Here is a 23,342-nt window from a genome sequence, read left to right on the forward strand (position 1 = left end):
CGCCATGCCGACCCCGGATCTGCTCACCGCCGTCATCGACCCCGCCGCGATCACCGCCAACGTGACCCGGATCCGGGAGATCTCCGGGGCGCCCCGGCTGATGGCGGTGGTCAAGGCCGACGGCTACGGGCACGGGGCGGTCACCGCCGCCCGGGCGGCCCTGGCCGGCGGCGCCGACCAGCTGGGCGTGGCCACCCTCGCCGAGGCCCGGGCGCTGCGCGCGGCCGGGATCGACGCGCCCCTGCTGGCCTGGATCTGGTCCCCGGACCAGGACGTCGCCGCGGCGGTGGCCGCCGGGGTGCAGCTGGCGGTGCCCACCACCGAGCACCTCGCCGCCGCGGCCGCCGCCGGCCGCGCCGCCGGGGCGACCCCCGAGGTGACCGTGAAGGTGGACACCGGGATGAACCGCTCCGGGTTCTCCGTGGTCGCCGGGGACCTCGACGCCGCGGTGCCGGCCCTGGCCGAGGCGCACCGCACCGGGGCGGTGGCGATCACCGGGGCGATGACCCACTTCGCCTGCGCCGATGAACCGGAGCACCCCAGCCTGGACCTGCAGGCCGACCGGTTCCGGGAGGCGATCGGCCGGCTGCGCGGGCAGGGGGTGGCCTGCCCGGTGAACCATGCCGCGAACTCCGCCGCCGCGCTGCTGCGCCCGGATCTCGCCTTCGACATGGTGCGCCCCGGGATCGCCTGCTACGGGCTGGAGCCCGCCCCCGGCCGCGAGCACGGGCTCACCCCGGCGATGACCCTCAGCGCCCGGGTGCTGCTGGTCAAGGACGTGCCCGCCGGGGAGGCGGTGAGCTACGGGCGCACCTGGACCGCCGAGTCCGACACCCGGGTGGCGGTGGTGCCCTACGGCTACGCCGACGGGCTGCCCCGGGCCCTGGCCGGGCGGTTCTCGGTGGCCATCGGCGGCCGGCGCTACCGGCAGGTGGGCCGGGTGTGCATGGACCAGTTCATCATCGAGGTCGACGAGGCGGTGCGCCCCGGGGACACCGCGGTGATCTTCGGCGACGGCGCCGCCGGCGGGCCCACCGCCGATGAGCTCGCCGCCGCGCTGGGCACCATCAACTACGAGATCGTGACCATGCCGCATGGCCGGGTGACCCGGCGGGTGGCGGGGGAGTAGCCGATGCCGCCGCGCCCGCGCCGCCGGCCCCCGGGGTGGACCGCGCTCGGCGGGGCCGCCGCCCTGGCCACCGCCGCCGGCGCCGGGGTGCTCGGCCTGCGCGAGCGGGCGCTCACCCGGGGCGCCGCCGGCGCCGGCGCGGCGCTGGCGCTGCCGGAACCGGACTGGGCGGGCGTGATCGACGCCGGCGACGGGACGCCGCTGGCGGTGCACGAGGCGGGCCCGCCGACCGCCCCGGTGACCGTGGTGCTCAGCCACGGCTACTGCCAGCGGATGGACTCCTGGTGCCTGCAGGCGCGCCGGCTGCGGGCGGAGTTCGGCGACCGGGTGCGGCTGGTGCTCTGGGACCAGCGCGGCCACGGCGGCTCCGGCGCGCCCCCTGCCGGCTCCTGCACCATCGGCCGCACCGCCGCGGATCTGGCGGCGGTCATCGCCGCGCGCGCCCCGGCCGGGCCGGTGGTCGCGGTGGGCCACTCCATGGGCGGGATGACCGTGCTGGCCCTCGGCCGGGTCGCCCCGCAGCTGGTGCCCCGGCTGGCCGGGGCGGTGCTGGTGGCCACCGCCGCGGCCGGGCTGGACCGCGGCGGGATCCCGGGGATGCTGCTCAACCCGGTGGGCGCGGCGGCGGTGCGCGCCGCCGCGGTGCGCCCGGAGCTGCTCGGCCGGCTGCGGCTGCTCACCGGGGCGCTCGCCGCCCCGGTGGTGCGCGGCGGCTCCTTCGGCGACCAGGCGGTCGCCCCGGCGGTGGTGGCACTCAACGAGGAGATGATCGACGCCACCGACTCCGGCACCATCCTGCGCTTCTTCGCCACCCTGCGGAACCACGACGAGACCCCCGGGGCGGCGGCGCTGGCCGCCGCCGGGGTGCCCGCCACCATCGTCGCCGGGGACCGGGACCTGATGATCCCCTACGCCCGGGCGCGGGAGCTGGCCGCGGCCTGGCCGGGCGCGGAGCTGGTGCGCGCGCCGGGGGTGGGCCATATGGTGCAGCTGGAGCGCCCCGACCTCGTCGACGCCGCGGTGGCGGCGATGCTCCGGCGGGTGCCCGGGGTGGCCTAGCATCGGGGCCATGGACGAGCGGATCTTCCCGGCCCGGGGCCGGCGCACGGTGGCCGACGCCGAGGCGATGCGCGCCCTCGGCGCGGAGCTCGGCGCGGCCCTGCGCCCCGGGGACCTGGTGCTGCTGGACGGGCCGCTGGGCGCCGGCAAGACCACCCTCGCCCAGGGCATCGCCGCCGGGATGGGGGTGCGCGGCCGGGTGACCTCGCCGACCTTCGTGATCGCCCGGGAGCACCGGCCGGCCGCCCCGGGCGGGGTGCGCCTGGTGCACGCGGACCTCTACCGGCTGCTCGACGCCGGCGGGGATCTCGCCGGGGGCCTGGACGCCCTCGACCTGGACACCGACCTGGCGGGGGCGGCGGTGGTCGCCGAATGGGGCGGCGGGCTCGCCGAGGCGCTGGCCGAGGAGCGCCTGGAGGTGGCCATCGACCGCTCCGCGGCGGACGGCTCCCGCGAGGTGACCTGGCGCCTGGTCGGCGTAGGCTGAGTGCCCATGATCGTGCTCGCCATCGACACCGCCACCGACCGGATCGTGGTCGGGGTGGTCGCCGCCGATCCCGGCGCCGCCCCGCGCACCCTCGCCGAACGGCACCGCCCCGGCGCCCGGGCGCACAACGAGGTCGCGGTGCCGCTCATCCTGGAGTGCCTCGCGGAGGCGGGCCTGGACCGGGCGGATCTCGATGCGGTGGTGGTCGGCCGGGGCCCGGGCCCCTTCACCGGGCTGCGGGTGGGCATGGCCACCGCCGCCGCCTTCGCCGATGCCCTGGGCCTGCCGCTGCACGGGGTGCGCACCCCGGACGCGATGGCCCCGGCCGCCGGGGAGGCGCTGGTCATCGCGGACGCCCGCCGCCGGGAGGTCTACCACGCCCGCTACCGGGACGGGGAGCTCGTGGACGGACCCGGGGTGTGCGCCCCCGGTGCGGTGCCCGGCGGGGCCCCGGAGGTCCTGGTCGGCTCCGCCGAGCACGCCGCGGCGGTCGCCGCCGCCCATGGCTGGGCGGCCCCGGTGGCCCCGGCCGCACCCACCGCGGCCGGCCTGGTCGCCGCCGCGGACCTGGCCACGGCCCCGGATGCCCCGCCGACCCCGCTGTACCTGCGCCGGCCGGATGCGACGCCCCCGGCGCCGCGGCCGGCCTCGCCGGCCCTGGTGCACCGGGGCGGCGCATGAGGATCCGGCGGCTCGACCCGGCCGCGGCGGCCGGCTGCGCGGCCCTGGAGGCGGAGGTCTTCGCCGGCGAGTCGCCCTGGTCGGAGGCGGCCTTCGCCGCGGAGCTGGCGCATCCGGGCAACCTCTACCTGGGGGTGCTCGACGAGGCGGAGCCGACCCGGGTGCTGGCCTACGCCGGGATCGCGCGGCGCGGGCCGGCGGCCGCCCCCGAATACGAGATCCACACCATCGCGGTCGCCCCGGCGCTGCGCGGGGCGGGGCTGGGCCGGCGGCTGATGGAGGGGCTGCTCGCCGCCGCCGACGAGGCCCCGGGGGAGGTCTTCCTGGAGGTGCGGGTGGGCAATGCCCCCGCGATCGGGCTCTACGAGTCCCTGGGCTTCACCCGGCTGGGCCGCCGCCGGGGCTACTACGGCCCCGGCGGTCCGGACGCCTGGACCATGCGCCGGGCGCCGGCCGGCTAGTCCGCCGGCGCCGCCTCGGCGGGGCCGCGGCCGGAGAGCTCCCGCTCCCGGGCCACCGCCGGCTCCATCAGGCCCCGCTCCATGGCCATGATGACGTACTCGATCTTCTGGTTGAGCTGGGTGCGCGCATCCCCGGCGAGGCTCGGCGCCGCCGCCGGGAACTCCTCGCTGACCAGGGCGTTGCGCACATGGTGCGCGGTGCGCTTCTTCACCGGGGCGTAGGTCACCGCGGTGACCATGGTCATCTCGAAGATCACGTCTACCAGGAACAGCGCCTGGTTGACCTGCAGCCCGGCCCGGACCAGCCGGGCCACCGCCTTGGCCACCGCCTCATGCACATGGGGGTAGACGTCGGTGGTGAGCAGCACCATGGCCAGGCCCTCGTGGTCCTCGCAGATCCGCCACAGCTGCTCCACGTGGAAGCGGATCTGCTCCGGCCAGGGCAGATCCTCCTCGCACTGCCGGTAGTGCGCGAAGATCCGGCTGATCGCGGCCCCGACGAGCCCCTCCCGGTCGGAGACCACCCGGTAGATGGCCGAGGGGGCGACGCCCAGGCGCTTGGCGACGCCGCCGATGGTGAAGTCGCGGATGCCGTCCTCGAGGGCGGCGTCGATGGCGTCGTGCAGGTTGAAGGTCGGCTTCGGGCCAGGTCGGCGGCCGTGCCTGGGCATGGAGGGGGACATGCCGAAATCATAGGTCGCCCGCCCCGGCGGCGCCATCACCCGGCCCCGGACGCGGGGGCGGCGCGCGGTAGGATCCGCGGCCATGAGCACCGCCGCGCCCCGCCGCACCATGGACATCCTGGCCATCGAATCCAGCTGCGACGAAACCGGCGCCGCGGTGGTGCGCGCCGACTGGGATCCGACCCTGCCCGGCGGGGATCCGGCGCCGCGGGTGCGGGTGCTCGGCGAGGCGGTGGCCTCCTCCATGGCCGAGCACGCCCGCTTCGGCGGGGTGGTGCCGGAGATCGCCTCCCGGGCGCATCTGGAGGCCCTGGTGCCGGTGACCCGGGAGGCGCTGGCGCAGGCCGGCATCGACCGCCCGGACGCGGTGGCCGCCACGGTGGGCCCGGGCCTGGCCGGGGCGCTGCTGGTCGGCGCCTCCGGGGCGAAGGCCTACGCCGCGGCCTGGGGGGTGCCCTTCTACGGGGTGAACCACCTCGGCGGCCATGTCGCGGTGGACGCGCTCGGCGAGGCCGCCGCCGGGCTCGACCAGGCGGTGGCGCTGCTGGTCTCCGGGGGGCACACCCAGCTGCTGCACGTGCGCGGGGTGGGCGCGCCGATGGTCGAGCTGGGCGGCACCCTCGACGACGCCGCCGGGGAGGCCTACGACAAGGTGGCCCGGCTGCTGGGCCTGGGCTACCCGGGCGGGCCGGTGATCGACCGCCTCGCCGCGGCCGGGGATCCGGCGGCCTTCGCCTTCCCGCGGGCGCTGTCCCGCCCCGGCGACGCCGCCCTCGACTTCTCCTTCTCGGGGCTGAAGACCGCGGTGGCCCGCGAGGTGGAGGCCGCCGAGCGGGAGGGCCGGGAGCTCGACGTCGCCGACGTGTGCGCCTCCTTCCAGGAGGCGGTGTGCGATGTGCTCACCGCCAAGGCGGTGCGCGCCGCCGTCGAGGTCGGCGCGGGGGTGCTGCTGCTCGGCGGGGGCGTGGCCGCGAACTCCCGGCTGCGGGAGCTGGCCGCGGCGCGCTGCGCGGCGGCGGGGCTGGCGCTGCATGTGCCGCCGCCGCGGCTGTGCACCGACAACGGCACCATGATCGGGGTGCTCGCCGCGCATCTCATCGCCGCGGGCGCGGCGGAGTCCGGCTACGGCTGCCCCACCGATCCCGGCCTGGAGGTGGAGACCCCGCTGCTCACCGCGGCCGCGGGCTGAGTTGGCAGCCGGGGACGTTGAGTGTTGGCACTTGCGGCTGTAGAGTGCCAATGAGGTTGTCCGGCCCGCAGTCGTCCACCCGCGACGGCGGCTGCCCCCGGGCGGTGCAACCGGCACGGACCCATCCAACACATGGAGGAAACCATCGTGGCGAACGTCAACATCAAGCCCCTCGAGGACAAGCTCCTCGTCCAGATCAACGAGGCCGAGGCGACCACCGCCTCCGGCCTGGTCATCCCGGACTCCGCCAAGGAGAAGCCGCAGGAGGCCACCGTCATCGCCGCCGGCCCGGGCCGCTTCAACGACAAGGGCGAGCGGGTCGCCATGGACGTCGCCGAGGGCGACACCGTGATCTTCTCCCGCTACGGCGGCACCGAGATCAAGTACGCGGGCGAGGAGTACCTGATCCTCTCCCAGCGCGACATCCTCGCCATCGTCGAGAAGTAGGGCGGGACCCCATATGGCCAAGCTCATCGCCTTCAACGAGGAGGCCCGCGAGGGCCTCAAGCGCGGCGTGGACACCCTCGCCGACGCGGTCAAGGTCACCCTCGGCCCCAAGGGCCGCAACGTGGTCCTGGACAAGGCCTTCGGCGGGCCGGCGGTCACCAACGACGGCGTCACCATCGCCCGGGACATCGACGTCGAGGAGCCCTTCGAGAACCTCGGCGCCCAGCTGGTGAAGTCCGTGGCGGTGAAGACCAACGACGTCGCCGGCGACGGCACCACCACCGCCACCCTGCTCGCGCAGGCCCTCATCCACGAGGGGCTGCGCAACGTCGCCGCCGGGGCCAACCCGGTGGCGCTCAACCGCGGCATCGCCGCCGCGGCGGAGAAGGCCGTGGAGCTGCTCCAGGCCAAGGCCACCCCGGTGGCCGGCTCCGCGGCGATCGCCCAGGTCGCCACGGTCAGCTCCCGGGACGAGGAGATCGGCGAGATGGTCGCCGGCGCCATGGACAAGGTCGGCAAGGACGGCGTGGTCTCCGTGGAGGAGTCCCAGTCCCTGTCCGACGAGCTCTCCGTCACCGAGGGCATCTCCTTCAACAAGGGCTTCCTCTCGCCCTACTTCGTCACCGACGTCGACGCCCAGCAGGCCGTGCTGGAGGACGCCCGGGTGCTGCTGGTGCGCGAGAAGATCTCCTCCCTGCCGGACTTCCTGCCGCTGCTGGAGAAGATCGCCGAATCCGGCAAGCCCACCCTGATCATGGCCGAGGACATCGAGGGCGAGGCGCTGTCCGCCCTGGTCATCAACGCCATGCGCAAGACCCTCAAGGTCGCCGCGGTCAAGGCCCCCTACTTCGGGGACCGCCGCAAGGCCTTCATGGACGATCTCGCCGTGGTCACCGCCGCCACCGTGGTCACCGCGGACACCGGGATGCTCCTCAAGGACGTCGGCCTGGAGGTGCTCGGCTCCGCCCGCCGGATCGCGATCAGCAAGGACGAGACCGTGATCGTCGACGGCGCCGGCTCCGCCGAGGACATCGAGGCCCGCCGCGCCCAGCTGCGCGCCGAGATCGAGCGCTGCGACTCCTCCTGGGACAAGGAGAAGCTGGAGGAGCGCCTCGGCAAGCTCTCCGGCGGGGTCGCCGTGGTCAAGGTCGGCGCCGCCACCGAGACCGAGGTCAACGAGCGCAAGCTGCGCGTCGAGGACGCCATCAACGCCGCGCGCGCCGCGGTGCAGGAGGGCGTCATCGCCGGCGGCGGCTCCGTGCTGGTGCACATCGCCGCCGAGCTGGAGGACTTCGCCGGGGAGTTCACCGGCGATGAGGCGATCGGGGTGCGCTCCCTGGCCAAGGCGCTCAAGCGCCCGGCCTACTGGATCGCCGCCAACGCCGGGGTGGACGGCCAGGTGGTGGTGCACCACATCGCCGAACTGCCCAACGGCTCCGGCTACAACGCCGCCACCGGCGAGTACGGCGACCTCATCGGCGCCGGGGTGATCGACCCGGTGAAGGTCACCCACTCCGCGGTGGTCAACGCCGCCTCCGTGGCCCGCATGGTGCTGACCACCGAGGTCAGCGTCGTGGACAAGCCCGAGGAGGCCGAGGAGGACCACGCCCACTAGGGCGGGTTCCCCCCGACCCAGCGGCGCCCCGCCATCGACGATGGCGGGGCGCCGCGGCGCGTCAGGGGCCGGCGGGGGTGCGCGGCCGCGGCGGCCGGGCGGTGCGCGAGCGCGCCGCCGGGGAGCCGGCGCGCAGCTGCGCCAGCCGCTCCGCCTCGCTCATCCCGCCCCAGATCCCGTAGGGCTCGCCGACCCGCAGCGCATGCGCCCGGCACTGCTCCAGCACCGGGCAGGTGCCGCAGATCTCCTTCGCCCGGGCCTCGCGCAGCGCCCGGGCCCGGCCCCGCTCGCCCTCCGGGTGGAAGAACACCGAGGAATCCTCCCCCCGGCAGGCGCCGCGCAGCTGCCAATGCCACAGATCCGCGTTCGGTCCCGGCAGGTGGTCGAACTGGCTCATCCCCGTTGGCTCCTCGTCTCGCGTGTTGCCGGCGTCCCCCGGCGCTGCGCCCAGTGTGCCGCAGCCGGGTGTCCGGCGGGTTACGCGCGGGCGACCGGGGGGATACCTTCGGCGGAAACTACGGCGATCGGGCCCCGGGGCGGTAGCGTGGTTCCCCGCCGCGGCCGGGCGCGCCCGCCCACGGCACGTAGCATCGCATGCGGCAGGCGCGCTGGAAAGGGGAGCGACGGATGGCGGACGAGGTGGACTACGGCACGCTGGTGCCGGCCGCCGCCGCCGGCGATCGCGATGCCGCGCAGCGGATCCTCGCCGCGGTGCACCCCCAGGTGGTGCGGTACTGCCGGCTGCGCCTCGGCGCCGACGGGGTGGTCTCCCCGGAGGACGTCGCCCAGGAGATCTCGCTGGCCGTGATCGCGGCCCTGCCGCGCTACGAGGACCGGGGCCGGCCCTTCATGGCCTTCGTCTACGGGATCGCCTCGCACAAGGTCGCCGACGCCCGCCGCAACGGGGGCCGCGACCTCAGCCACGCGGTGGCGGAGGTGCCCGAGGCGCCCGACCCGGAGGCGGATCCGCTGCAGCGGGTGCTCACCATGGACGGCGGTAACGAAGTGCGACGGCTGCTCGATGCATTGGGTGAAAGGGCGCGCGACATCATCATCCTCCGGGTTTTCGGGGGGTACAGCGCCGAGGAGACCGGCGCCATCGTCGGCGCGACGGCGGGAGCCGTGCGCGTCGCCCAGCACCGGGCCCTGGCCAAGATGCGCGCCATACTGGAAGAGGAAGCGGAGGTGCCGCGGTGACCAATCGACCCAGCACGCACGACGGTGCCGGCGCGGCCCCGGCCTTCGAGGAGATCGCCGCCGACGACGCCTTCCTCGACGCGATCGCCGCCGGCGACGACGAGGCGGTCGGCTCCGGGGCCTGCGGCACCGATGCCGCGATCGCGGAGCTGCTGGTGGATCTGCGCGCCGCGGTGGACGCCGACCTGCCCGCCCCGCCGCCGCTGCCCGCCGACTTCGGCCGGGCCGCCGACCCCGAGCCCGAACCCGTCCCCGGGGTGGTGCCGCTGCGCCGCCGGCTGCTGCCCGGCCGGGTCGGCTCCGCGCTGCTCGGCGCCGCCGCGGCCGCGGTGGTGCTGGTCGGCGGCGCCGGCCTGGTGCAGACCGCCGCCCCCGGCGGCGCGCTGTGGCCGCTGCGGGAGGCCGCGATGGGCGACCAGGAGGTCTCCGTGCGCCTGGCCGCCACCCTGAACGAGGCCGACGCGGCCGCGGAGAAGGGCGACGTGGAATCCGCCGAGCGCCTGCTCGAGCACGCCCGCCGGCTGCTGGAGGAGGTTCGCGCCGAGGACCGCGCCGATCTGGAGCAGCGCATGGAGCGCTCCCGGGAGCGGGTGCGCACCGTGCGGGTGACCACCACCGTGGTCCGCGACGGCACCACCTCCGTGGTCACCGAGACCGCCCCGCCGGAGACGGTCACCGAGACCGTGGTGGAGACCAGCACCGAAACCGTCACCGAGACCCCGGCGGAGGAGACCGGGCCGGCCGAGGGGGACGAGCCCGCGGAGCCGACCACCACCACCTCCACCCCGCTGCAGGGCCCGGAGACCCCCACCGCCGCGGCCGCGGCGGTCGCCGCGCCGACCATGGCCGACGCCGCCGACGCGGTGCAGCGCGCCGGGGAGCCGATCACCGGCCCCCGCTAGAATCGCCCCCGACGCCCCCGCGGCCGGCCGCGGGGGCGTCGTTGGCGGTTCAGGCCCGGCGGCCCAGCCGGCCGTCGACGTAGCCGGCGCAGTAGTCCCAGGGCGCGTAGCGGTCCTCGTCCGGGGCGAACTCCGGCTCATGCACCGGGGAGGGCCGGTCGGACAGCAGGGTGAGGTAATGCGCCTCCAGCACGTCCCAGGCGTAGAAATGCGGCTCCCCGCAGTCCTCGCAGAGCATGGACACCCCCAGGAACCCCGCCGGGGACATGATCCGGCGGAAGGCGCGCACCGCGGCGAGATCCTCGATGACCTCGAGGCGCTCCCGTTCGTCGAGGGGCTCGAACTCCGCCTCGTCGCCGATCAGGCGGGAGGGGTCGTCCGGGTCGTCCTCGAAGGGATCCTTGGGCATCGAGTGCCAGAAATGGTCGCTCACGCCCCATACCCTAGCGCCCCGGGGCGGCCCGCCCGCCCCGGTGCCGCGCCCCGGCTGCCCGATCCGCATCCGCAGCGATTACGCTTGAGGCACCAGCGGCGCCCCGGGCGCCCCCGCGCCCCGATCGCCGCCGCCACCGCGACCAGGAGGATCCCATCCCATGACAGACCCCACCGGAATCAGCCTCGGCGGCGACGACGCCGGCAAGATCCCGCTCATCGGGCTCACCTTCGACGACGTCCTGCTGCTGCCGGACGCCTCGGACGTGATCCCCTCCGCGGTGGACACCTCCTCCCAGCTGACCCGGGAGATCCGGCTGAACACCCCGATCATCTCCGCGGCGATGGACACCGTCACCGAATCCCGGATGGCGATCGCGATGGCCCGGCAGGGCGGGATGGGCGTACTGCACCGCAACCTCTCCGTGGAGGCGCAGGCCCAGCAGGTGGAGAACGTCAAGCGCTCCGAGGCGGGCATGGTCACCGACCCGGTGACCTGCTCCCCGGAAGACACCATCGGCGAGGTGGACGCGATGTGCGCCCGCTACCGGATCTCCGGGCTGCCGGTGGTCGACGACGAGGGGATCCTGGTGGGCATCTGCACCAACCGGGACATGCGCTTCGAGACCGACGTCAACCGCCGGGTCGCCGAGGTGATGACCCCGATGCCGCTGGTCGTCGCCGAGCAGGGCGTCTCCGCGGAGGCGGCGCTGAACCTGCTGCGCGGCAACAAGGTGGAGAAGCTGCCGATCGTCGACGGCGAGGGCCGGCTCACCGGGCTCATCACGGTGAAGGACTTCGTCAAGCAGGACCAGTACCCGGACGCGGCGAAGGACGGCTCCGGCCGGCTGCTGGTCGGCGCCGGGATCGGCACCGGGGAGGACTCCTGGAACCGGGCCGGGGCGCTGGTCGACGCCGGGGTGGACGTGCTGGTGGTGGACACCGCGCACGCGCACAACTCCGGGGTGCTGGAGATGGTCGCCAAGGTCAAGCGCTCCTTCGGGGACACGGTGCAGGTGATCGGCGGCAACCTGGCCACCCGGGCCGCGGCGCAGGCGATGATCGACGCCGGCGCGGACGCGATCAAGGTCGGCATCGGCCCGGGCTCGATCTGCACCACCCGGGTGGTCGCCGGGGTCGGCGCCCCCCAGATCACCGCGATCATGGAGGCCGCCGCGGTGGCCCGGCCCGCGGGGGTGCCGATCATCGCCGACGGGGGCATGCAGTTCTCCGGGGACATCGCCAAGGCGCTGGCCGCCGGGGCGTCCACGGTGATGCTGGGCTCCCTGCTCGCCGGCACCGCGGAGGCGCCGGGCGAGACCGTGGTGGTCAACGGCAAGCAGTACAAGATGTACCGGGGCATGGGCTCCCTCGGCGCGATGCAGGGCCGCGGGCTCACCGGGGAGAAGCGCTCCTTCTCCAAGGACCGCTACTTCCAGGCCGACGTGCTCAGCGAGGAGAAGCTGGTGCCGGAGGGCATCGAGGGCCGGGTGCCCTTCCGCGGCCACCTGGACGTGATCCTGCACCAGCTGGTCGGCGGGCTGCGCGCGGCGATGGGCTACACCGGCTCGCCCACCGTGGAGCGGCTGCAGGACGCCCGCTTCGTGCGGATCACCGCCGCGGGCCTGCGCGAATCCCACCCGCACGACATCCAGATGACCGTCGAGGCGCCGAACTACTACCAGCGCTAGACCCCCACCGAACAAGGAAGCAGGCGAACGCATGCGCGACGTCGTTGAAATCGGACATGGCCGCGAGGCCCGCCGCACCTACGGGCTGGACCAGGTGGCCATCGTGCCCTCCCGGCGCACCCGCTCCTCCCAGGACGTGGACGTCTCCTGGCGGATCGACGCCTACGATTTCCGGATCCCGGTGATGACGCACCCCACCGACGCGGTGGTCGGCCCGGATTCGGCGGCCGAGTTCTCCCGCCTCGGCGGGCTGGCGGTGCTCAACGCCGAGGGCCTGTGGGCCCGGCACGAGGACGTGCCCGAGCGGATCGGGGAGGTGCTCGCCGCCGCGGTGGACCCGGCCGCCCCGGGCGGGGCGAACGCGGTGCTGCAGCGGCTGCACGCCGCCCCCGTGGACCCGGAGCTGCTCGCCCGGCGGGTGCGCGGGATCCGGGACACCGGCGCGGTCACCGCGGTGCGGGTCAGCCCGCAGCGGGCCCGGGAGCTCACCCCCGGCCTGGTCGCCGCGGGCATCGACCTGCTCATCGTGCAGGGCACCCTGATCTCCGCGCAGCACGTCTCCGGGGAGGCCGAGCCGCTGGACCTGGGCGAGTTCATCGGGGACCTGGACGTGCCGGTGATCGTCGGCGGGGCGGTGGACTACCGCACCGCGCTGCACCTGATGCGCACCGGCGCCGCCGGGGTGATCGTCGGCACCGGGCCGACCACCACCCCGGAGGCCCTCGGCATCGAGGTGCCGATGGCCACCGCGATCGCCGACGCCGCCGCGGCCCGCCGGGACTACCTGGACGAGACCGGCGGCCGCTACGTGCACGTGATCGCCGACGGGGCGCTGCGCACCGCCGGCGACGTGGCCAAGGCGATCGCCTGCGGGGCGGACGCGGTGGCCCTGGCCGAGCCGCTGGCCGCCGCCGCGGAGGCGCCCGGGCGGGGCTGGTGCTGGCCCTCGGCGGCGGCGCACCCGAAGTTCCCGCGCGGCCTGGTCGAGCCCACCGCCGCCGCCGCGGAACCGGGCGCCGCGCCCAGCCTGGAGCAGGTGCTCTTCGGCCCGGTGGCCGATCCGATGGGCTGCGCGAACATCGTCGGCGGACTGCGCCGGTCCATGGCGAAATGCGGTTTCACCGACGTGAAGTCCTTCCAGAGGGTGGACCTGGGCCTGCTCTGAACACCGTGCCCGGATCACCCCCGCGGCGGGGGATCCGGGCCTTCGGCGGCGGGTGCCGGGCCCGCCGGCGGCTATGTTTGTCCGCATGCCTGAAGCTCCCCGCATCGCCCGCACCGCGGCGGAGGGGCCGCGCCATGAGGTGGGCCCCGACGATCTGTTCTTCTCCACCACCGACGCCCGCGGGGTGATCACCGACGCCAACGAGGTCTTCGTGCGGCTGTCCCGGCACCCCCGCGAGGAGCTGGACGGGGCGGCGCACAACATCATCCGGCACCCGGACATGCCCGGCGGCGCCTTCCGCGCCATGTGGGACACCCTCGGCGCCGGCGAGCCCTTCGTCGGCTACGTGCGCAACCGGGCCGCCGACGGCTCCGCCTACGATGTGCTGGCCACGGTCACCCCGCTGCCCGCCGGGGGCTTCCTCTCCGTGCGCTCCCGGCCGTGCACCGGCTCCTTCGCCGAGGTCGCCGGGGTGTACCGGGAGATGAACGAGGCCGAGGCCGCCGCCCGGGAGGCCGGCGCGAACCGGCGCGACGCCGCCGTCGCGGGCGCGGCCCGGCTCGGCGAGCTGCTCGCCGGGATGGGCCTGTCCGGCTACCCGGAGCTGATGTGGTCGCTGCTGCCGGCGGAGGTCGCCGCCTGGGAGGCCGGCTCCGGGCTGGACGTGGCCGGGCTGGCGGCGGCGAACCCGACCGCCGCGGCGGCGGTGCGGGTCTACCGGGCCCTGGACGGGTTCATGGCCGCCCAGGAGCACCTCGCCGCCCAACTGGACCGGCTCAAGGAGGCCTCCGCCCAGCTGGAGCGGCAGAACGAGGCCATCATGGCGGTGTCCGCGCGGATGGACGCCCTGGACCTGGACGGGCCGGCGCGCACCCTGCTGCTGGCCCCGCTGCAGGTGTGGACGCACATCCACGACGTGGTCGGCGACCGGGTTGCCGATCTCGACGCCCGGCTCGCCGAACTCGACGAGCTCACCCGGCGGGTGCGCTTCCGGATCGCGCTGGGCCGGCTGCATGCGCTGATGGTGGCCCGCTTCGCCGCCGCGGAGGAGGACCGGGCGGAATCCACCCGGATGCTGCTGCAGGCCCTCGACGACGGGCTCTCCGAGATGCGCCGGTCGGTGTCCCGGCGGCGCCGGCTGGCCGCCCGGGTGGCGGACCGCTCCGCCTCCCTGGCGCATCTGCTGGAGGTGCCCCGGGAGCTGGTCGGCTCCTGGCTGGCGGACACCCGCCCGGAGGCGCTGGCCGAGGGCGCCGGCGATCTGGTCGCCGACGTGCGCGAGGCGGTGACCCGCTCCGATGAGGCGATCGGCCGGCTGGTGGCGCTCAGCGCCGATCTCGGCGGGGACTCCGGGATCGGCTTCGAGGAGCTCACCGCCGCGGTCGGGGAGCTCGGCGGGGCGGTCCGCGCCGGCTGCTAGAGTGCTCCTCGTGTCCGACCAGGTGAAGCACCCCGTCCTCGTCCTCGACTTCGGCGCCCAGTACGCGCAGCTCATCGCCCGCCGCGTGCGCGAGGCGAACGTCTACTCCGAGGTCATCCCGCACACCGCCAGCGCCGCGGAAATCGCCGCGAAGCACCCGGCGGCCCTGATCCTCTCCGGGGGCCCGGCCTCGGTGTACTCCCCGGACGCCCCGGCGCTGGACCCGGAGGTGCTGGAGCTGGGCGTGCCGGTGCTGGGCATCTGCTACGGCTTCCAGGCGATGACCCGCGCCCTGGGCGGGGTGGTGGAGGCCACCGGGGAGCGCGAGTACGGGCGCACCACGCTGCACGCCGAGGGCGGCGCCCTGCACGCCGGGGCCCCCGCCGAGCACGAGGTGTGGATGAGCCACGGCGACGCGGTCACCGCCGCCCCGGAGGGCTTCACCGTCACCGCCCGCACCGCCGGCGCCCCGGTGGCCGCCTTCGAATGCGCCGAGCGCCGGATGGCCGGGGTGCAGTACCACCCGGAGGTGCGGCACTCCCCGCACGGCCAGGACGTGCTCACCCGCTTCCTCGACGACATCGCCGGACTGGAGCGCACCTGGACCGCGGCGAACATCGCCGAGGAGCTCATCGAGCAGGTCCGGGAGCAGGTCGGCGCCGGACGGGCGATCTGCGGGCTGTCCGGGGGCGTGGATTCGGCCGTCGCCGCCGCCCTGGTGCAGCGCGCCATCGGCGACCGGCTCACCTGCGTCTTCGTCGACCACGGGCTGCTGCGCGCCGGGGAGCGCGAGCAGGTGGAGGACGATTTCGTCGCCGCCACCGGGGCGCGGCTGATCACCCTGCACGAGGCGGACACCTTCCTCGACGCGCTGGCCGGGGTCACCGACCCGGAGACCAAGCGCAAGATCATCGGCCGGGAGTTCATCCGCGCCTTCGAGCGCGCGGTGGCCCGGGCCCTGGACGGGGCGCCGGCCGGGGAGACCGTGGACTTCCTGGTGCAGGGCACCCTGTACCCGGATGTGGTGGAGTCCGGCGGCGGCGCCGGCACCGCGAACATCAAGAGCCACCACAACGTCGGCGGGCTGCCCGATGACGTGGAGTTCACCCTGGTGGAGCCGCTGCGCCTGCTGTTCAAGGACGAGGTGCGCGCGGTGGGCCGGGAACTCGGCCTGCCCGAGGAGATCGTCGCCCGGCAGCCCTTCCCGGGGCCCGGCCTGGGCATCCGGATCATCGGCGCGGTGGACGAGGGGCGGCTGGACACGCTGCGCCGGGCCGACGCGATCGCCCGGGCGGAGCTCACCGCCGCCGGGCTGGACGAGCAGGTGTGGCAGTGCCCGGTGGTGCTGCTCGCCGACGTGCGCTCGGTGGGGGTGCAGGGCGACGGGCGCACCTACGGGCACCCCATCGTGCTGCGCCCGGTGTCCTCCGAGGACGCGATGACCGCGGACTGGACCCGGATCCCCTACGAGGTGCTGGAGCGGATCTCCACCCGGATCACCAACGAGGTGCCGGAGGTCAACCGGGTGGTGCTCGACGTCACCTCGAAGCCGCCGGGAACCATCGAATGGGAGTAGCCGGGCAAGGCTAGGCTCGGGTCATGAGCATCGTGAAGATCAACGCCCTGTCCCTGCCCCCCGAGGCCGGCCCGGAGGTGGAGCGCCGCTTCGCCGGCCGCGCCGGCGTGGTCGACGGCCAGCCCGGCTTCCTCGGCTTCAAGCTGCTGCGCCCGGTCGCCGGCGAGGACCGCTACTTCGTGTTCACGGAGTGGGCGGACGAGGAGTCCTACGTCGCCTGGCGCGACGGGGAGGCCCGCAAGGCGCATAAGGGCGACTACGGCGCCTCCGTGGTGGACAAGGCCAACCTCCTGGAGTTCGAGGTGGTCATGGACGTGCCCGGGAAGGGCTGAGCCGGCCGCATGACCCGATGACCGGGGCCGTTGCCGGACCCCGGTTCAGTCGAATACGATTTCGATCATGGAAAGCGTGTTCGACGGATTCGCGATGGCCCGCCCGGGGGCGCGGTGATGGCCGCGGTCCCCGATCTCGGCGGGCTGGATCGCGAGGCCGCGATCGGCCGGCTGCGCCGGGCGATGGGCCGGATCGGCCCCGCCGCGCACCCCGCCGCGCCGGCCGCGCGCGCCCTGCCGACGCCTCCGGAGCTCTCCGGGATCCTCGCCGGCACCCTCATCCGGGGGGAAATCAGCACGTTGGACGCCCCCGGCACCCTGCTGTGCGCGCTGCTCGCCGCGGTCACCGCCGCCGGCGGGCACGCCGCGGTGGCCGGGGTGCCGGGGCTGCTGCCCGCGGTGGTCGCCGAACGCGGCGGGGACCTGGACCGGCTGCTGCTGGTGCCCGATCCCGGCGCGGATCCGCTCATGGTGCTGGGGACGCTCGCCGAGGGGGTGGACCTGCTCGTCGCGGATCTCGGCGCGCCGCCGCCGGCGGCGGCCCGGCGCCGGCTGCGCGCCCGGCTGCGCGACCCGGGCGCGGCCCTGGTGCAGCTCGGGCCGGCCTGGCCGGGATCGGTGGCCCGGCTGGGCTCGCGGGTGCTCGCGGTGGAGGGCCCGGCCGCCGGGGCGGGGCGGATCCGGGCGGTGCGGCATCTGGTGCACGCCGCCCCGGCGGGCCGGCCGGAGCGCCGGGTGCACTGGCTGGTCGGCGGCGGGCCGGCCACCGTGGAGGAGGCGGCGCCGGCCCGGCTGCGCGTGGCGCGATGAGCCGCACCCTGGTCATCTGGCTGCCGGACTGGCCGGTGCAGGCCGCCCGGCTGGCCGCCGGCGGCGATCCGGCGGAGGCCCTGGCCCCGGCGGCGGTGCTCGCCGGTGGCCGGGTGGCGGCCTGCTCCGGGGCGGCCCGGGCCGCCGGGGTGCGCCGCGGGATGGCCCGGCGCCGGGCGCAGGCGCTGTGCCCGGGGTTGCGCCTGGCCGAGGCGGATCCGGTGCGCGAGGCCGCCTGCTTCGAACCGGTGCTCGCCGCCCTCGGCGAGGTCGCCGCCGCGGTGGAGGCGCTGCGCCCCGGCCTGGTCGCGGTGGCCGCCGCCGGGGTGGCCCGCTACCACGGCGGGGAGGAGCGGGCCGGGGAGCTGCTCGCCGACGCCGCGGCGCTGGCCGGGGCGGAGGCGCGGCTCGGCGCGGCCGATGATCTGGTGGCCGCGGTGCTCGCCGCCCGCCGCGGGGCGCTGGTGCCGCCGGGGCGCACCGGGGCCTTCCTGCGCACCGTGTCCCTGGCCGAGCTCGCCGCGGAGGAGTCCCTGGGCTTCCCCGCCGAACTGGGCCGCACCTGGGCGGAGCTGGGCCTGCGCACTCTCGGCGAGCTGGCGGAGCTGCCCGCCGCGGACGTCGCCGGCCGCTTCGGCGCCGCCGGGGCCCGCTGGCACCGGGTGGCCCGCGGAGACGCCGGCCGGGCCCCGGCGCCCACCCCGCCGCCGCGGGATCTCGCGGTGCGGCACGTCCCGGAGGAGCCGGTCACCCGGGTGGACGAGGCGGCCTTCCTGGCCCGCTCCCTGGCCGCCCGGCTGCATGCGGAGCTGCGGGGCCGCGGCCTGGCCTGCGACCGGCTGGCGGTGGCGGTGGACTTCACCGACGGCGCCGCGCTGCGCCGGGTGTGGCGCTGCGCGGAGCCGCTCACCGAGCGGGCCACCGCGGACCGGGTGCGCTGGCAGCTCGACGGCTGGTTGGCCGGCGGCGGCGGGGCCGGGATCACGCGGCTCACCCTGGACCCGGTGGACGCCGCCCCCGCCGGGGCGAGCCGGGCGGCGCTGTGGGGCGGCCCGGATGCCGCGGCCGAGCGCGCCGGGGCGGCCGCCGCCCGGGTGCAGGGGCTGCTCGGCACCGCCGCGGTGGCCCGCCCGGTGCCGGTCGGGGGCCGCGGCCCGGGGGAGCGGGTGGCCCTGGTGCCGGTGGGGGAGCGCCCCCCGGCGGCCCCGCCCGGGCCCTGGCCGGGGGCGGTGCCGGCGCCGTCGCCGCCGGTGGCGCATCCGGCGGCGCGGGTGCGGCTGCTCGACGCGGCGGGGCGGGATGTGGCGGTCACCGGCCGGGGCGCGGCCACCGCGGCCCCGGCGACCCTGGTGCGCGGCACCCGGCGGCTGCCGGTGGCCTCCTGGGCGGGGCCCTGGCCGGTGGACGAGCGCTGGTGGGATCCGGAGCTGGCCCGCCGGGCAGCCCGGATGCAGGTGGTCGTCGACGGTCGCGGGGGCCCGGAGGCCTATCTGCTCATCGGGCACGCCGGCCGGTGGCGGGTGGAGGGCGCCTACCGCTAGTCGGCGGTCTCCACGTCGATGACGATCCGCTGCGGGGAGGACAGCCGGAACACCCGGAAGGGCCGCTTCTCGCCCTTGAGCGAGATCACGTACTGGGTCTGGCCCTCGAACATGCCGTAGCCGGCGACCTCCACGATCGCGGCGGTGCTGCGCGGGTGCACCTCGCCGACGGTGAGATCCTCGATGTCCAGCTCGAAGGGGTAGCCGGTGCCGGTGACGTCGAGCACCAGGGCCTGATCCCCGGGGTGGCTCACCGGCAGCCCGGAGCCGGGCTGGGCGGGGCTGTCCTCGTAGCGGACGTTCCAGCCGGCGTCGCCGTCGCCGACCAGTTCCACGACCACCCGGTCATAGCCCTCGTGGGCGCCGATCCGGACATCGGCGATGCCCAGGTCGTAGCCGTCGGCGCGCTCGGCGCGGGTGGACAGCCCGAACTCCCGGTCCTCCCCGGACCCGGGCTCCTCGGGGTCGAGGGTGGTCGTCGCGGTGGCGGTCTCGGTGGTCGTCGAGGTGGTCGTGGTGGTGCCGGCGTCGTCCGCCCCGCCGTCGGCGGCGGGGGTCTCGGAGGTGGTCCGGGCATCGCGGAAGGATACCGCGGAGCGCACGTCCTGGGACTCGTCATCGGGGCCGCAGCCGGCGGCGAGGGCCAGCAGGGCGGCCGCCGGGAGGGCGAGGCCGGCGCGGAGGAGGCGTCGGGTGCTGGGTGACGTCATACCCCCGACCGTAATTGGAGCGCCCCCGAAGAACCAACGCACGGGGCGAATGTTGCGGAAGTGATACCGGGGGCGGGCGCCGGGATGAGCGTTGTTAGGATGGCCTGCATGGACGATGCGGTGGACCGGGGCTGCGCCCCGGCGGGGCGCGATCCGCGCCGGCCGGGCCGCCGGCCGGCCCCGGCGGGCTGCTCCGACGTGGCCGGGGAGCCGCTGCCGGGCACCGCGAAACGGGCCCGGCTGCTGCTCGCCCTGGAGCACACCCGCGGCTGGGGCCGGGACATCCTCGACGGCGACGCGCTCGGGCCCGGGCTCACCGCCCGGATCCGCGACTGGCTCGGGGAACGCGATGCCGAACTGCAGTTCATCCGCCGGCCCGGCCGCGCCGGCCAGGACGACTCCGCCGGGCGCCGCCTCTACATCGCGCACTGCCCGCCGGATCAGCCCGGCGGGGCCCGGCTGGAGCGGCTCATCGTCGCCGGCCCGGAGCAGCTGCCCGGGCTGGACATCCGGCTGGGCCGGGCCACCCCCGGGGCGCACCGGGTGGGCCAGCCGCTGCTGCTGGTGTGCACCCACGGCAAACGGGACCGCTGCTGCGCGGTGAAGGGCCGGCCGATGGCGCGGGCGCTGCACAACGTGCACGGGGATCGGGTGTGGGAGACCTCGCACGCCAAGGGGCACCGCTTCGCGCCGACCATGCTGCTGCTGCCGTGGAACTACTCCTACGGGCGGATGAGCGTGGCCGAGGCGGACGCGATGCTGCGCGCCGCCGCGGAGCACCGGCTGGACCGCACCGGCTGCCGGGGCCGGGGGCTGTGGGGCCCGCGCGGCCAGGTCGCCGAGCTCGCCGCCCGGGAGGCCGCCGGGGCCTGGGGCCTCGACGACGTGCTCACCGTCAACGAGTCCCCGGCCGCCCCGGTGGTGCGGCTGCGCTCCGGGCGGCGCTACGCGGTGCCGCTGGAGGAGGTGGCGACCCCCGGGGTGCTCGGCAGCTGCGGGGACGCCCCGGCGGTGCAGCGCGGCTGGGCCGCGGCCGGGGCGCGCCCGCTGCCGGCTATCGGCGCATCACCCGCCGGGCCAGCAGATTGCCCAGGATCTGGGCGGCCTGCACGATGAGCACGATGACCAGGGTGGTCACCAGGGTGACGTTCCAGTCGAAGGCCCGGTAGCCGTAGACGATGGCGAAGTCGCCGAGCCCGCCGCCGCCGATGTAGCCGGCCATCGCGGACATGTCCACCACCGCGATGAAGGCGAAGGTGTAGCCCAGGATCAGCGGCCCCAGGGCCTCCGGGACGATCACGTCCCGGATGATCCGCCAGGGCGAGGCGCCCATCGCCCGGGCCGCCTCGATGATCCCCGGATCCACGGAGACCAGGTTCTGCTCCACCAGCCGGGCCACCGCGAAGGAGGCGGCCACGGACATGACGAAGATCGCCGCCTCGGTGCCGATGGTGGAGCCCACCGCGTTCTTCGTGATCGGGCCCATCGCGGTGACCAGGATGATGAAGGGGATCGGCCGGACCAGGTTCACCAGCAGGTTCAGCACGGTGTTCACCGGGCCGGAGGGCAGGATCCCGGAGCGCCGGGTGGTGAACAGGGCCACGCCCATGATCAGCCCGGCCAGCCCGCCGACCAGCATGGTCAGGGAGACCATCCACAGGGTCTCGCCGAAGGCGCCGATCATGCGGGGGCGCAGCTGCGCCCAGTCGGTGCCGGCGGCCAGCAGCGTCGTCGCCTGGTCGATCATCGGGTGACCTCCGTCTCGGTGCGGGCGGACCAGTCCCCGACGAGGGCGTCCACCGCGCCCGGGTCGGGGGCCGCGCCGCCGGGGGCGGTGAGCAGCAGGGTGAGCCGGCCGAAGGCGTGCGCCTGCACGTTGGTGACCGAGCCGTGCGCCACGGAGACGGTGAGCCCGCGGGCGTCGGCGTCGGCGATGAGCCGGCTCAGCGGGGTCGAATCGTCGATCCGCACGGTGACCAGGGCGCCGTCGCCGGCGTGCTCGCGGGCGGAGTCGAGCTCCCGGCCCTCCGGGCGGTCCCGCAGGGCGGTGGCGGTGAAGCGGCGGGCGGTGCCGGTGACCGGGGCGGCGAAGATGTCGTGCACCGGGCCGGATTCGACCACCCGGCCGCCGTCCATCACCGCCACCCGGTCGGCGATCGCGCGCACCACGCTCATCTCGTGGGTGATCAGCACGATGGTCACCCCCAGGTCCCGGTTCACCCGGCGCAGCAGATCGAGCACCCCGGCGGTGGTCTCCGGGTCCAGGGCGGAGGTCGCCTCGTCGGCGAGCAGCAGCCGGGGGTCGGTGGCCAGCGCGCGGGCGATGCCCACCCGCTGCTTCTGCCCGCCGGAGAGCTGCTCCGGCCAGGCGTCGCCGCGGTCGCCGAGGCCGACGAAGTCGAGCAGCTCGGCGACCCGCTCGCGGCGGGCCGCCCGGCCCATCCCGGCCAGCTCCAGGGGGTAGGCCACGTTGCCGGCGACGGTGCGCGAGGAGAACAGGTTGAACTGCTGGAAGATCATGCCGATCTCGCGGCGGATCGCGCGCAGCTCGCGTTCGCGCATCCCGGCGATGTCCACCCCGTCGAGCAGCACCCGGCCGGAGCTGGGCCGCTCCAGGCCGTTGATGAGCCGCACCAGGGTGGACTTGCCCGCCCCGGAGTAGCCGATCACGCCGAGGATCTCCCCGGCGGCCACCTCCAGGTCGACGTCGGCGAGGGCGACGGCGCCGTCGAAGACCTTGCCCACGCCCTCGAGGCGCACGGTGGCGCCGCCGCGGGGATCACTCATCGTCGGCGGCGCGGGCGTCGTCCTCGGCGCGCTCCAGGATGGCCTGCAGCTCCTCGGCGGGGCGGTCCACCGGCACCGAGGTGCCGCGGGAGTCGCGGTCCACCGCGGCGAGCACCTCCGGGTCGTGCCAGAGCCGCACCAGGGTGGCCAGGTCCTCGTTGCCGGCGTTCTCCGGGGTGGTCACGAAGACGTTGATGTACGGCTCCGCGGCCGGATCGGAGGGGTCGTCCTGGTGGATGGCGCTGTTCGGGTCGATCCCGGCGCGCTCCAGGAAGGTGTTGTTGATCACCGCCGGCTTGCCCTCCCCGTAGGCCAGGGTGGTCTGCGCGGCGTCGACCGGGGTGACCCGCACCCGGGAGGCGTCCTCGTCGATGTCCAGGGGGGTGGGGTTGGCGTGCTCGCCGTCGAGGGCGAGCAGCCCGGCGGAGGCGAGCATGTTGATCGCCCGGCCCCGGTTGGTGGAGTCGTTGGGGATCGCCACCTCGGTGCCCTCCGGGATGTCGGCGACGTCGTCGCCGCCCTTCCAGAACAGCGCCAGCGGCACGATCTCGGTGGCGCCGATCGGCACCAGGTCGTCGTCGGCGCCGACGTTGTACTCCGCCAGGTACTTGATGTGCTGGAAGAGGTTGACGTCGAGCTGCCCCTCGGACAGGGCGGTGTTCACCGGCGGGTACTCGGCGAATTCGACGATGTCGAGCTCGATGCCGGCGTCGGCGGCCTTGGCCTCGAACACCGACCACGCCTCCTTCTCCCGGTCGGTGGTGCCGATCCGGATCGGGTCGCCCTCGCCGAGGGCCTCCCGGCCGTCGGCCCCGCAGCCGACGAGGCCGGCGGCGGTGATGGCCAGGGCCGCGCCCACGGCGCCGATGCGTCGCAGATTCATGGTGGTTCGTCCTTCAGGTCGGTGCGCCCGGCGCCGTTAGTAGACCGAGCTGTCTCTTTCGGGTTCCCACAGTAGCAGCGCGGCCCGGCCACGCGAAACCGCGACGTTAATCGAACATGCGTTTGCCCGGCGGTCCGGGGCGGCG

25 protein-coding genes are annotated in these 23,342 nt (G+C 75.8%); 18 read left to right on the plus strand and 7 right to left on the minus strand.

The genetic code is table 11. The annotated features are described in order from the left end of the window. Positions 1-4 precede the first annotated feature (4 nt). The 5 genes from alr to rimI are packed head-to-tail and all read left to right on the plus strand — an operon-like array spanning position 5 to position 3,817. Positions 5-1,129, plus strand: coding sequence for an alanine racemase (gene alr, locus CSPHI_RS02095; protein ID WP_245803328.1), 1,125 nt, complete (start codon positions 5-7; stop codon positions 1,127-1,129). A gap of 3 nt (positions 1,130-1,132) precedes the next feature. After that, positions 1,133-2,188 (plus strand): alpha/beta fold hydrolase, encoded by a 1,056-nt coding sequence (locus CSPHI_RS02100; RefSeq protein WP_075691286.1) that lies wholly within the window; start codon positions 1,133-1,135, stop codon positions 2,186-2,188. A gap of 10 nt (positions 2,189-2,198) precedes the next feature. Next, positions 2,199-2,675, plus strand: coding sequence for a tRNA (adenosine(37)-N6)-threonylcarbamoyltransferase complex ATPase subunit type 1 TsaE (gene tsaE, locus CSPHI_RS02105; RefSeq protein WP_075691287.1), 477 nt, complete (start codon positions 2,199-2,201; stop codon positions 2,673-2,675). 6 nt (positions 2,676-2,681) lie between these two features. Further along, the gene (tsaB, locus tag CSPHI_RS02110; RefSeq protein WP_075691288.1) at positions 2,682-3,356 is read left to right on the plus strand and encodes a tRNA (adenosine(37)-N6)-threonylcarbamoyltransferase complex dimerization subunit type 1 TsaB; all 675 of its coding nucleotides are present in this window, start codon (positions 2,682-2,684) and stop codon (positions 3,354-3,356) included. Next, positions 3,353-3,817 (plus strand): ribosomal protein S18-alanine N-acetyltransferase, encoded by a 465-nt coding sequence (rimI, locus tag CSPHI_RS02115; RefSeq protein ID WP_075691289.1) that lies wholly within the window; start codon positions 3,353-3,355, stop codon positions 3,815-3,817. The genes tsaB and rimI overlap by 4 nt, the downstream gene beginning before the upstream one ends. Here rimI and CSPHI_RS02120 read toward each other — a convergent pair. Further along, positions 3,814-4,500, minus strand: a complete 687-nt coding sequence (locus CSPHI_RS02120; protein WP_075691290.1) for a TetR/AcrR family transcriptional regulator — start codon at positions 4,498-4,500, stop codon at positions 3,814-3,816. The two genes, rimI and CSPHI_RS02120, sit on opposite strands and share 4 nt — an antisense overlap. 109 nt (positions 4,501-4,609) lie before the next feature. On the opposite strand from CSPHI_RS02120, the gene tsaD reads away from it, so the two are divergent. From tsaD to groL, 3 genes are all read left to right on the plus strand, one after another. Then, positions 4,610-5,689 (plus strand): tRNA (adenosine(37)-N6)-threonylcarbamoyltransferase complex transferase subunit TsaD, encoded by a 1,080-nt coding sequence (gene tsaD, locus CSPHI_RS02125; protein WP_075693628.1) that lies wholly within the window; start codon positions 4,610-4,612, stop codon positions 5,687-5,689. A 147-nt stretch (positions 5,690-5,836) separates the two neighbouring features. After that, positions 5,837-6,136 carry a co-chaperone GroES gene (gene groES / locus CSPHI_RS02130; protein WP_075693630.1) on the plus strand — a complete coding sequence of 100 codons (300 nt, stop codon included), beginning with the start codon at positions 5,837-5,839 and terminating at the stop codon, positions 6,134-6,136. Positions 6,137-6,149: 13 nt separating this feature from the next. Then, positions 6,150-7,751: a chaperonin GroEL gene (gene groL / locus CSPHI_RS02135; protein WP_075691291.1), complete on the plus strand. Its 1,602-nt coding sequence runs from the start codon at positions 6,150-6,152 to the stop codon at positions 7,749-7,751. A 61-nt stretch (positions 7,752-7,812) separates the two neighbouring features. On the opposite strand, the gene CSPHI_RS02140 is transcribed toward groL, so the two are convergent. Next, positions 7,813-8,148 carry a WhiB family transcriptional regulator gene (locus tag CSPHI_RS02140; RefSeq protein ID WP_075691292.1) on the minus strand — a complete coding sequence of 112 codons (336 nt, stop codon included), beginning with the start codon at positions 8,146-8,148 and terminating at the stop codon, positions 7,813-7,815. A 197-nt stretch (positions 8,149-8,345) separates the two neighbouring features. On the opposite strand from CSPHI_RS02140, the gene shbA reads away from it, so the two are divergent. Both shbA and CSPHI_RS02150 read left to right on the plus strand, forming a co-directional pair. After that, the gene (gene shbA, locus CSPHI_RS02145; RefSeq protein ID WP_084210189.1) at positions 8,346-8,948 is read left to right on the plus strand and encodes an RNA polymerase sigma factor ShbA; all 603 of its coding nucleotides are present in this window, start codon (positions 8,346-8,348) and stop codon (positions 8,946-8,948) included. Next, complete coding sequence (locus CSPHI_RS02150; protein ID WP_075691294.1) at positions 8,945-9,850, plus strand: hypothetical protein; 906 nt, start codon at positions 8,945-8,947, stop codon at positions 9,848-9,850. The genes shbA and CSPHI_RS02150 overlap by 4 nt, the downstream gene beginning before the upstream one ends. A gap of 49 nt (positions 9,851-9,899) precedes the next feature. Here CSPHI_RS02150 and CSPHI_RS02155 read toward each other — a convergent pair whose 3' ends face one another. Continuing rightward, positions 9,900-10,283, minus strand: a complete 384-nt coding sequence (locus CSPHI_RS02155; protein ID WP_084210190.1) for a DUF5319 family protein — start codon at positions 10,281-10,283, stop codon at positions 9,900-9,902. Between the two features lie 160 nt (positions 10,284-10,443). Between CSPHI_RS02155 and guaB the strand changes: the two genes are divergently transcribed. The 7 genes from guaB to CSPHI_RS02190 all read left to right on the plus strand — a co-directional run bounded on the left by guaB (position 10,444) and on the right by CSPHI_RS02190 (position 18,817). Beyond that, entirely contained in the window at positions 10,444-11,973 is a 1,530-nt protein-coding gene (guaB, locus tag CSPHI_RS02160; RefSeq protein ID WP_075691295.1) for an IMP dehydrogenase, read from the plus strand. Positions 11,974-12,004: 31 nt separating this feature from the next. Further along, a complete protein-coding gene (locus tag CSPHI_RS02165; protein WP_075691296.1) occupies positions 12,005-13,138 on the plus strand; it encodes a GuaB3 family IMP dehydrogenase-related protein in 1,134 nt (377 codons plus the stop codon). Between the two features lie 85 nt (positions 13,139-13,223). Further along, positions 13,224-14,558: a PAS domain-containing protein gene (locus CSPHI_RS12305; RefSeq protein WP_075691297.1), complete on the plus strand. Its 1,335-nt coding sequence runs from the start codon at positions 13,224-13,226 to the stop codon at positions 14,556-14,558. A gap of 10 nt (positions 14,559-14,568) precedes the next feature. Then, positions 14,569-16,134, plus strand: a complete 1,566-nt coding sequence (guaA, locus tag CSPHI_RS02175; RefSeq protein WP_075691298.1) for a glutamine-hydrolyzing GMP synthase — start codon at positions 14,569-14,571, stop codon at positions 16,132-16,134. A 23-nt stretch (positions 16,135-16,157) separates the two neighbouring features. After that, entirely contained in the window at positions 16,158-16,466 is a 309-nt protein-coding gene (locus CSPHI_RS02180) for an antibiotic biosynthesis monooxygenase family protein (RefSeq protein ID WP_075691299.1), read from the plus strand. 117 nt (positions 16,467-16,583) lie between these two features. Beyond that, the gene (locus CSPHI_RS02185; protein WP_075691300.1) at positions 16,584-17,276 is read left to right on the plus strand and encodes a hypothetical protein; all 693 of its coding nucleotides are present in this window, start codon (positions 16,584-16,586) and stop codon (positions 17,274-17,276) included. Further along, a complete protein-coding gene (locus CSPHI_RS02190) occupies positions 17,273-18,817 on the plus strand; it encodes a Y-family DNA polymerase (protein WP_075691301.1) in 1,545 nt (514 codons plus the stop codon). Before CSPHI_RS02185 ends, CSPHI_RS02190 begins: the two co-directional genes overlap by 4 nt. On the opposite strand, the gene CSPHI_RS02195 is transcribed toward CSPHI_RS02190, so the two are convergent. After that, entirely contained in the window at positions 18,814-19,527 is a 714-nt protein-coding gene (locus tag CSPHI_RS02195; RefSeq protein ID WP_075691302.1) for an AMIN-like domain-containing (lipo)protein, read from the minus strand. The two genes, CSPHI_RS02190 and CSPHI_RS02195, sit on opposite strands and share 4 nt — an antisense overlap. A 108-nt stretch (positions 19,528-19,635) precedes the next feature. Between CSPHI_RS02195 and CSPHI_RS02200 the strand changes: the two genes are divergently transcribed. Further along, positions 19,636-20,643 carry a ferredoxin family protein gene (locus CSPHI_RS02200; RefSeq protein ID WP_075691303.1) on the plus strand — a complete coding sequence of 336 codons (1,008 nt, stop codon included), beginning with the start codon at positions 19,636-19,638 and terminating at the stop codon, positions 20,641-20,643. Here the strand turns inward: CSPHI_RS02200 and CSPHI_RS02205 are convergent. The 3 genes from CSPHI_RS02205 to CSPHI_RS02215 are packed head-to-tail and all read right to left on the minus strand — an operon-like array spanning position 20,582 to position 23,197. Continuing rightward, a complete protein-coding gene (locus CSPHI_RS02205; RefSeq protein ID WP_075691304.1) occupies positions 20,582-21,274 on the minus strand; it encodes a methionine ABC transporter permease in 693 nt (230 codons plus the stop codon). The genes CSPHI_RS02200 and CSPHI_RS02205 overlap by 62 nt on opposite strands. Beyond that, a complete protein-coding gene (locus CSPHI_RS02210) occupies positions 21,271-22,314 on the minus strand; it encodes a methionine ABC transporter ATP-binding protein (protein ID WP_075691305.1) in 1,044 nt (347 codons plus the stop codon). The genes CSPHI_RS02205 and CSPHI_RS02210 overlap by 4 nt, the downstream gene beginning before the upstream one ends. Further along, positions 22,307-23,197, minus strand: a complete 891-nt coding sequence (locus CSPHI_RS02215; protein ID WP_075691306.1) for a MetQ/NlpA family ABC transporter substrate-binding protein — start codon at positions 23,195-23,197, stop codon at positions 22,307-22,309. The genes CSPHI_RS02210 and CSPHI_RS02215 overlap by 8 nt, the downstream gene beginning before the upstream one ends. Between the last annotated feature and the right edge of the window lie 145 nt (positions 23,198-23,342).

Source organism: Corynebacterium sphenisci DSM 44792, from assembly GCF_001941505.1.
GTDB classification, from domain to species: Bacteria; Actinomycetota; Actinomycetes; order Mycobacteriales; family Mycobacteriaceae; genus Corynebacterium; species Corynebacterium sphenisci.

Bases quoted from the DNA above. Each gene is read 5' to 3' on its own strand.
- CSPHI_RS12305 (WP_075691297.1), top strand. From the start codon at position 13,224: ATGCCTGAAGCTCCCCGCATCGCCCGCACCGCGGCGGAGGGGCCGCGC.
- tsaB (WP_075691288.1), top strand. From the start codon at position 2,682: ATGATCGTGCTCGCCATCGACACCGCCACCGACCGGATCGTGGTCGGG.
- shbA (WP_084210189.1), top strand. From the start codon at position 8,346: ATGCGGCAGGCGCGCTGGAAAGGGGAGCGACGGATGGCGGACGAGGTG.
- tsaD (WP_075693628.1), top strand. From the start codon at position 4,610: ATGGACATCCTGGCCATCGAATCCAGCTGCGACGAAACCGGCGCCGCG.
- groL (WP_075691291.1), top strand. From the start codon at position 6,150: ATGGCCAAGCTCATCGCCTTCAACGAGGAGGCCCGCGAGGGCCTCAAG.
- rimI (WP_075691289.1), top strand. From the start codon at position 3,353: ATGAGGATCCGGCGGCTCGACCCGGCCGCGGCGGCCGGCTGCGCGGCC.
- CSPHI_RS02190 (WP_075691301.1), top strand. From the start codon at position 17,273: ATGAGCCGCACCCTGGTCATCTGGCTGCCGGACTGGCCGGTGCAGGCC.
- CSPHI_RS02165 (WP_075691296.1), top strand. From the start codon at position 12,005: ATGCGCGACGTCGTTGAAATCGGACATGGCCGCGAGGCCCGCCGCACC.
- CSPHI_RS02120 (WP_075691290.1), bottom strand. From the start codon at position 4,500: ATGTCCCCCTCCATGCCCAGGCACGGCCGCCGACCTGGCCCGAAGCCG.
- alr (WP_245803328.1), top strand. From the start codon at position 5: ATGCCGACCCCGGATCTGCTCACCGCCGTCATCGACCCCGCCGCGATC.
- guaB (WP_075691295.1), top strand. From the start codon at position 10,444: ATGACAGACCCCACCGGAATCAGCCTCGGCGGCGACGACGCCGGCAAG.
- CSPHI_RS02140 (WP_075691292.1), bottom strand. From the start codon at position 8,148: ATGAGCCAGTTCGACCACCTGCCGGGACCGAACGCGGATCTGTGGCAT.
- CSPHI_RS02180 (WP_075691299.1), top strand. From the start codon at position 16,158: ATGAGCATCGTGAAGATCAACGCCCTGTCCCTGCCCCCCGAGGCCGGC.
- CSPHI_RS02215 (WP_075691306.1), bottom strand. From the start codon at position 23,197: ATGAATCTGCGACGCATCGGCGCCGTGGGCGCGGCCCTGGCCATCACC.
- CSPHI_RS02200 (WP_075691303.1), top strand. From the start codon at position 19,636: ATGGACGATGCGGTGGACCGGGGCTGCGCCCCGGCGGGGCGCGATCCG.
- CSPHI_RS02185 (WP_075691300.1), top strand. From the start codon at position 16,584: ATGGCCGCGGTCCCCGATCTCGGCGGGCTGGATCGCGAGGCCGCGATC.
- CSPHI_RS02195 (WP_075691302.1), bottom strand. From the start codon at position 19,527: ATGACGTCACCCAGCACCCGACGCCTCCTCCGCGCCGGCCTCGCCCTC.
- CSPHI_RS02100 (WP_075691286.1), top strand. From the start codon at position 1,133: ATGCCGCCGCGCCCGCGCCGCCGGCCCCCGGGGTGGACCGCGCTCGGC.
- CSPHI_RS02210 (WP_075691305.1), bottom strand. From the start codon at position 22,314: ATGAGTGATCCCCGCGGCGGCGCCACCGTGCGCCTCGAGGGCGTGGGC.
- CSPHI_RS02205 (WP_075691304.1), bottom strand. From the start codon at position 21,274: ATGATCGACCAGGCGACGACGCTGCTGGCCGCCGGCACCGACTGGGCG.
- tsaE (WP_075691287.1), top strand. From the start codon at position 2,199: ATGGACGAGCGGATCTTCCCGGCCCGGGGCCGGCGCACGGTGGCCGAC.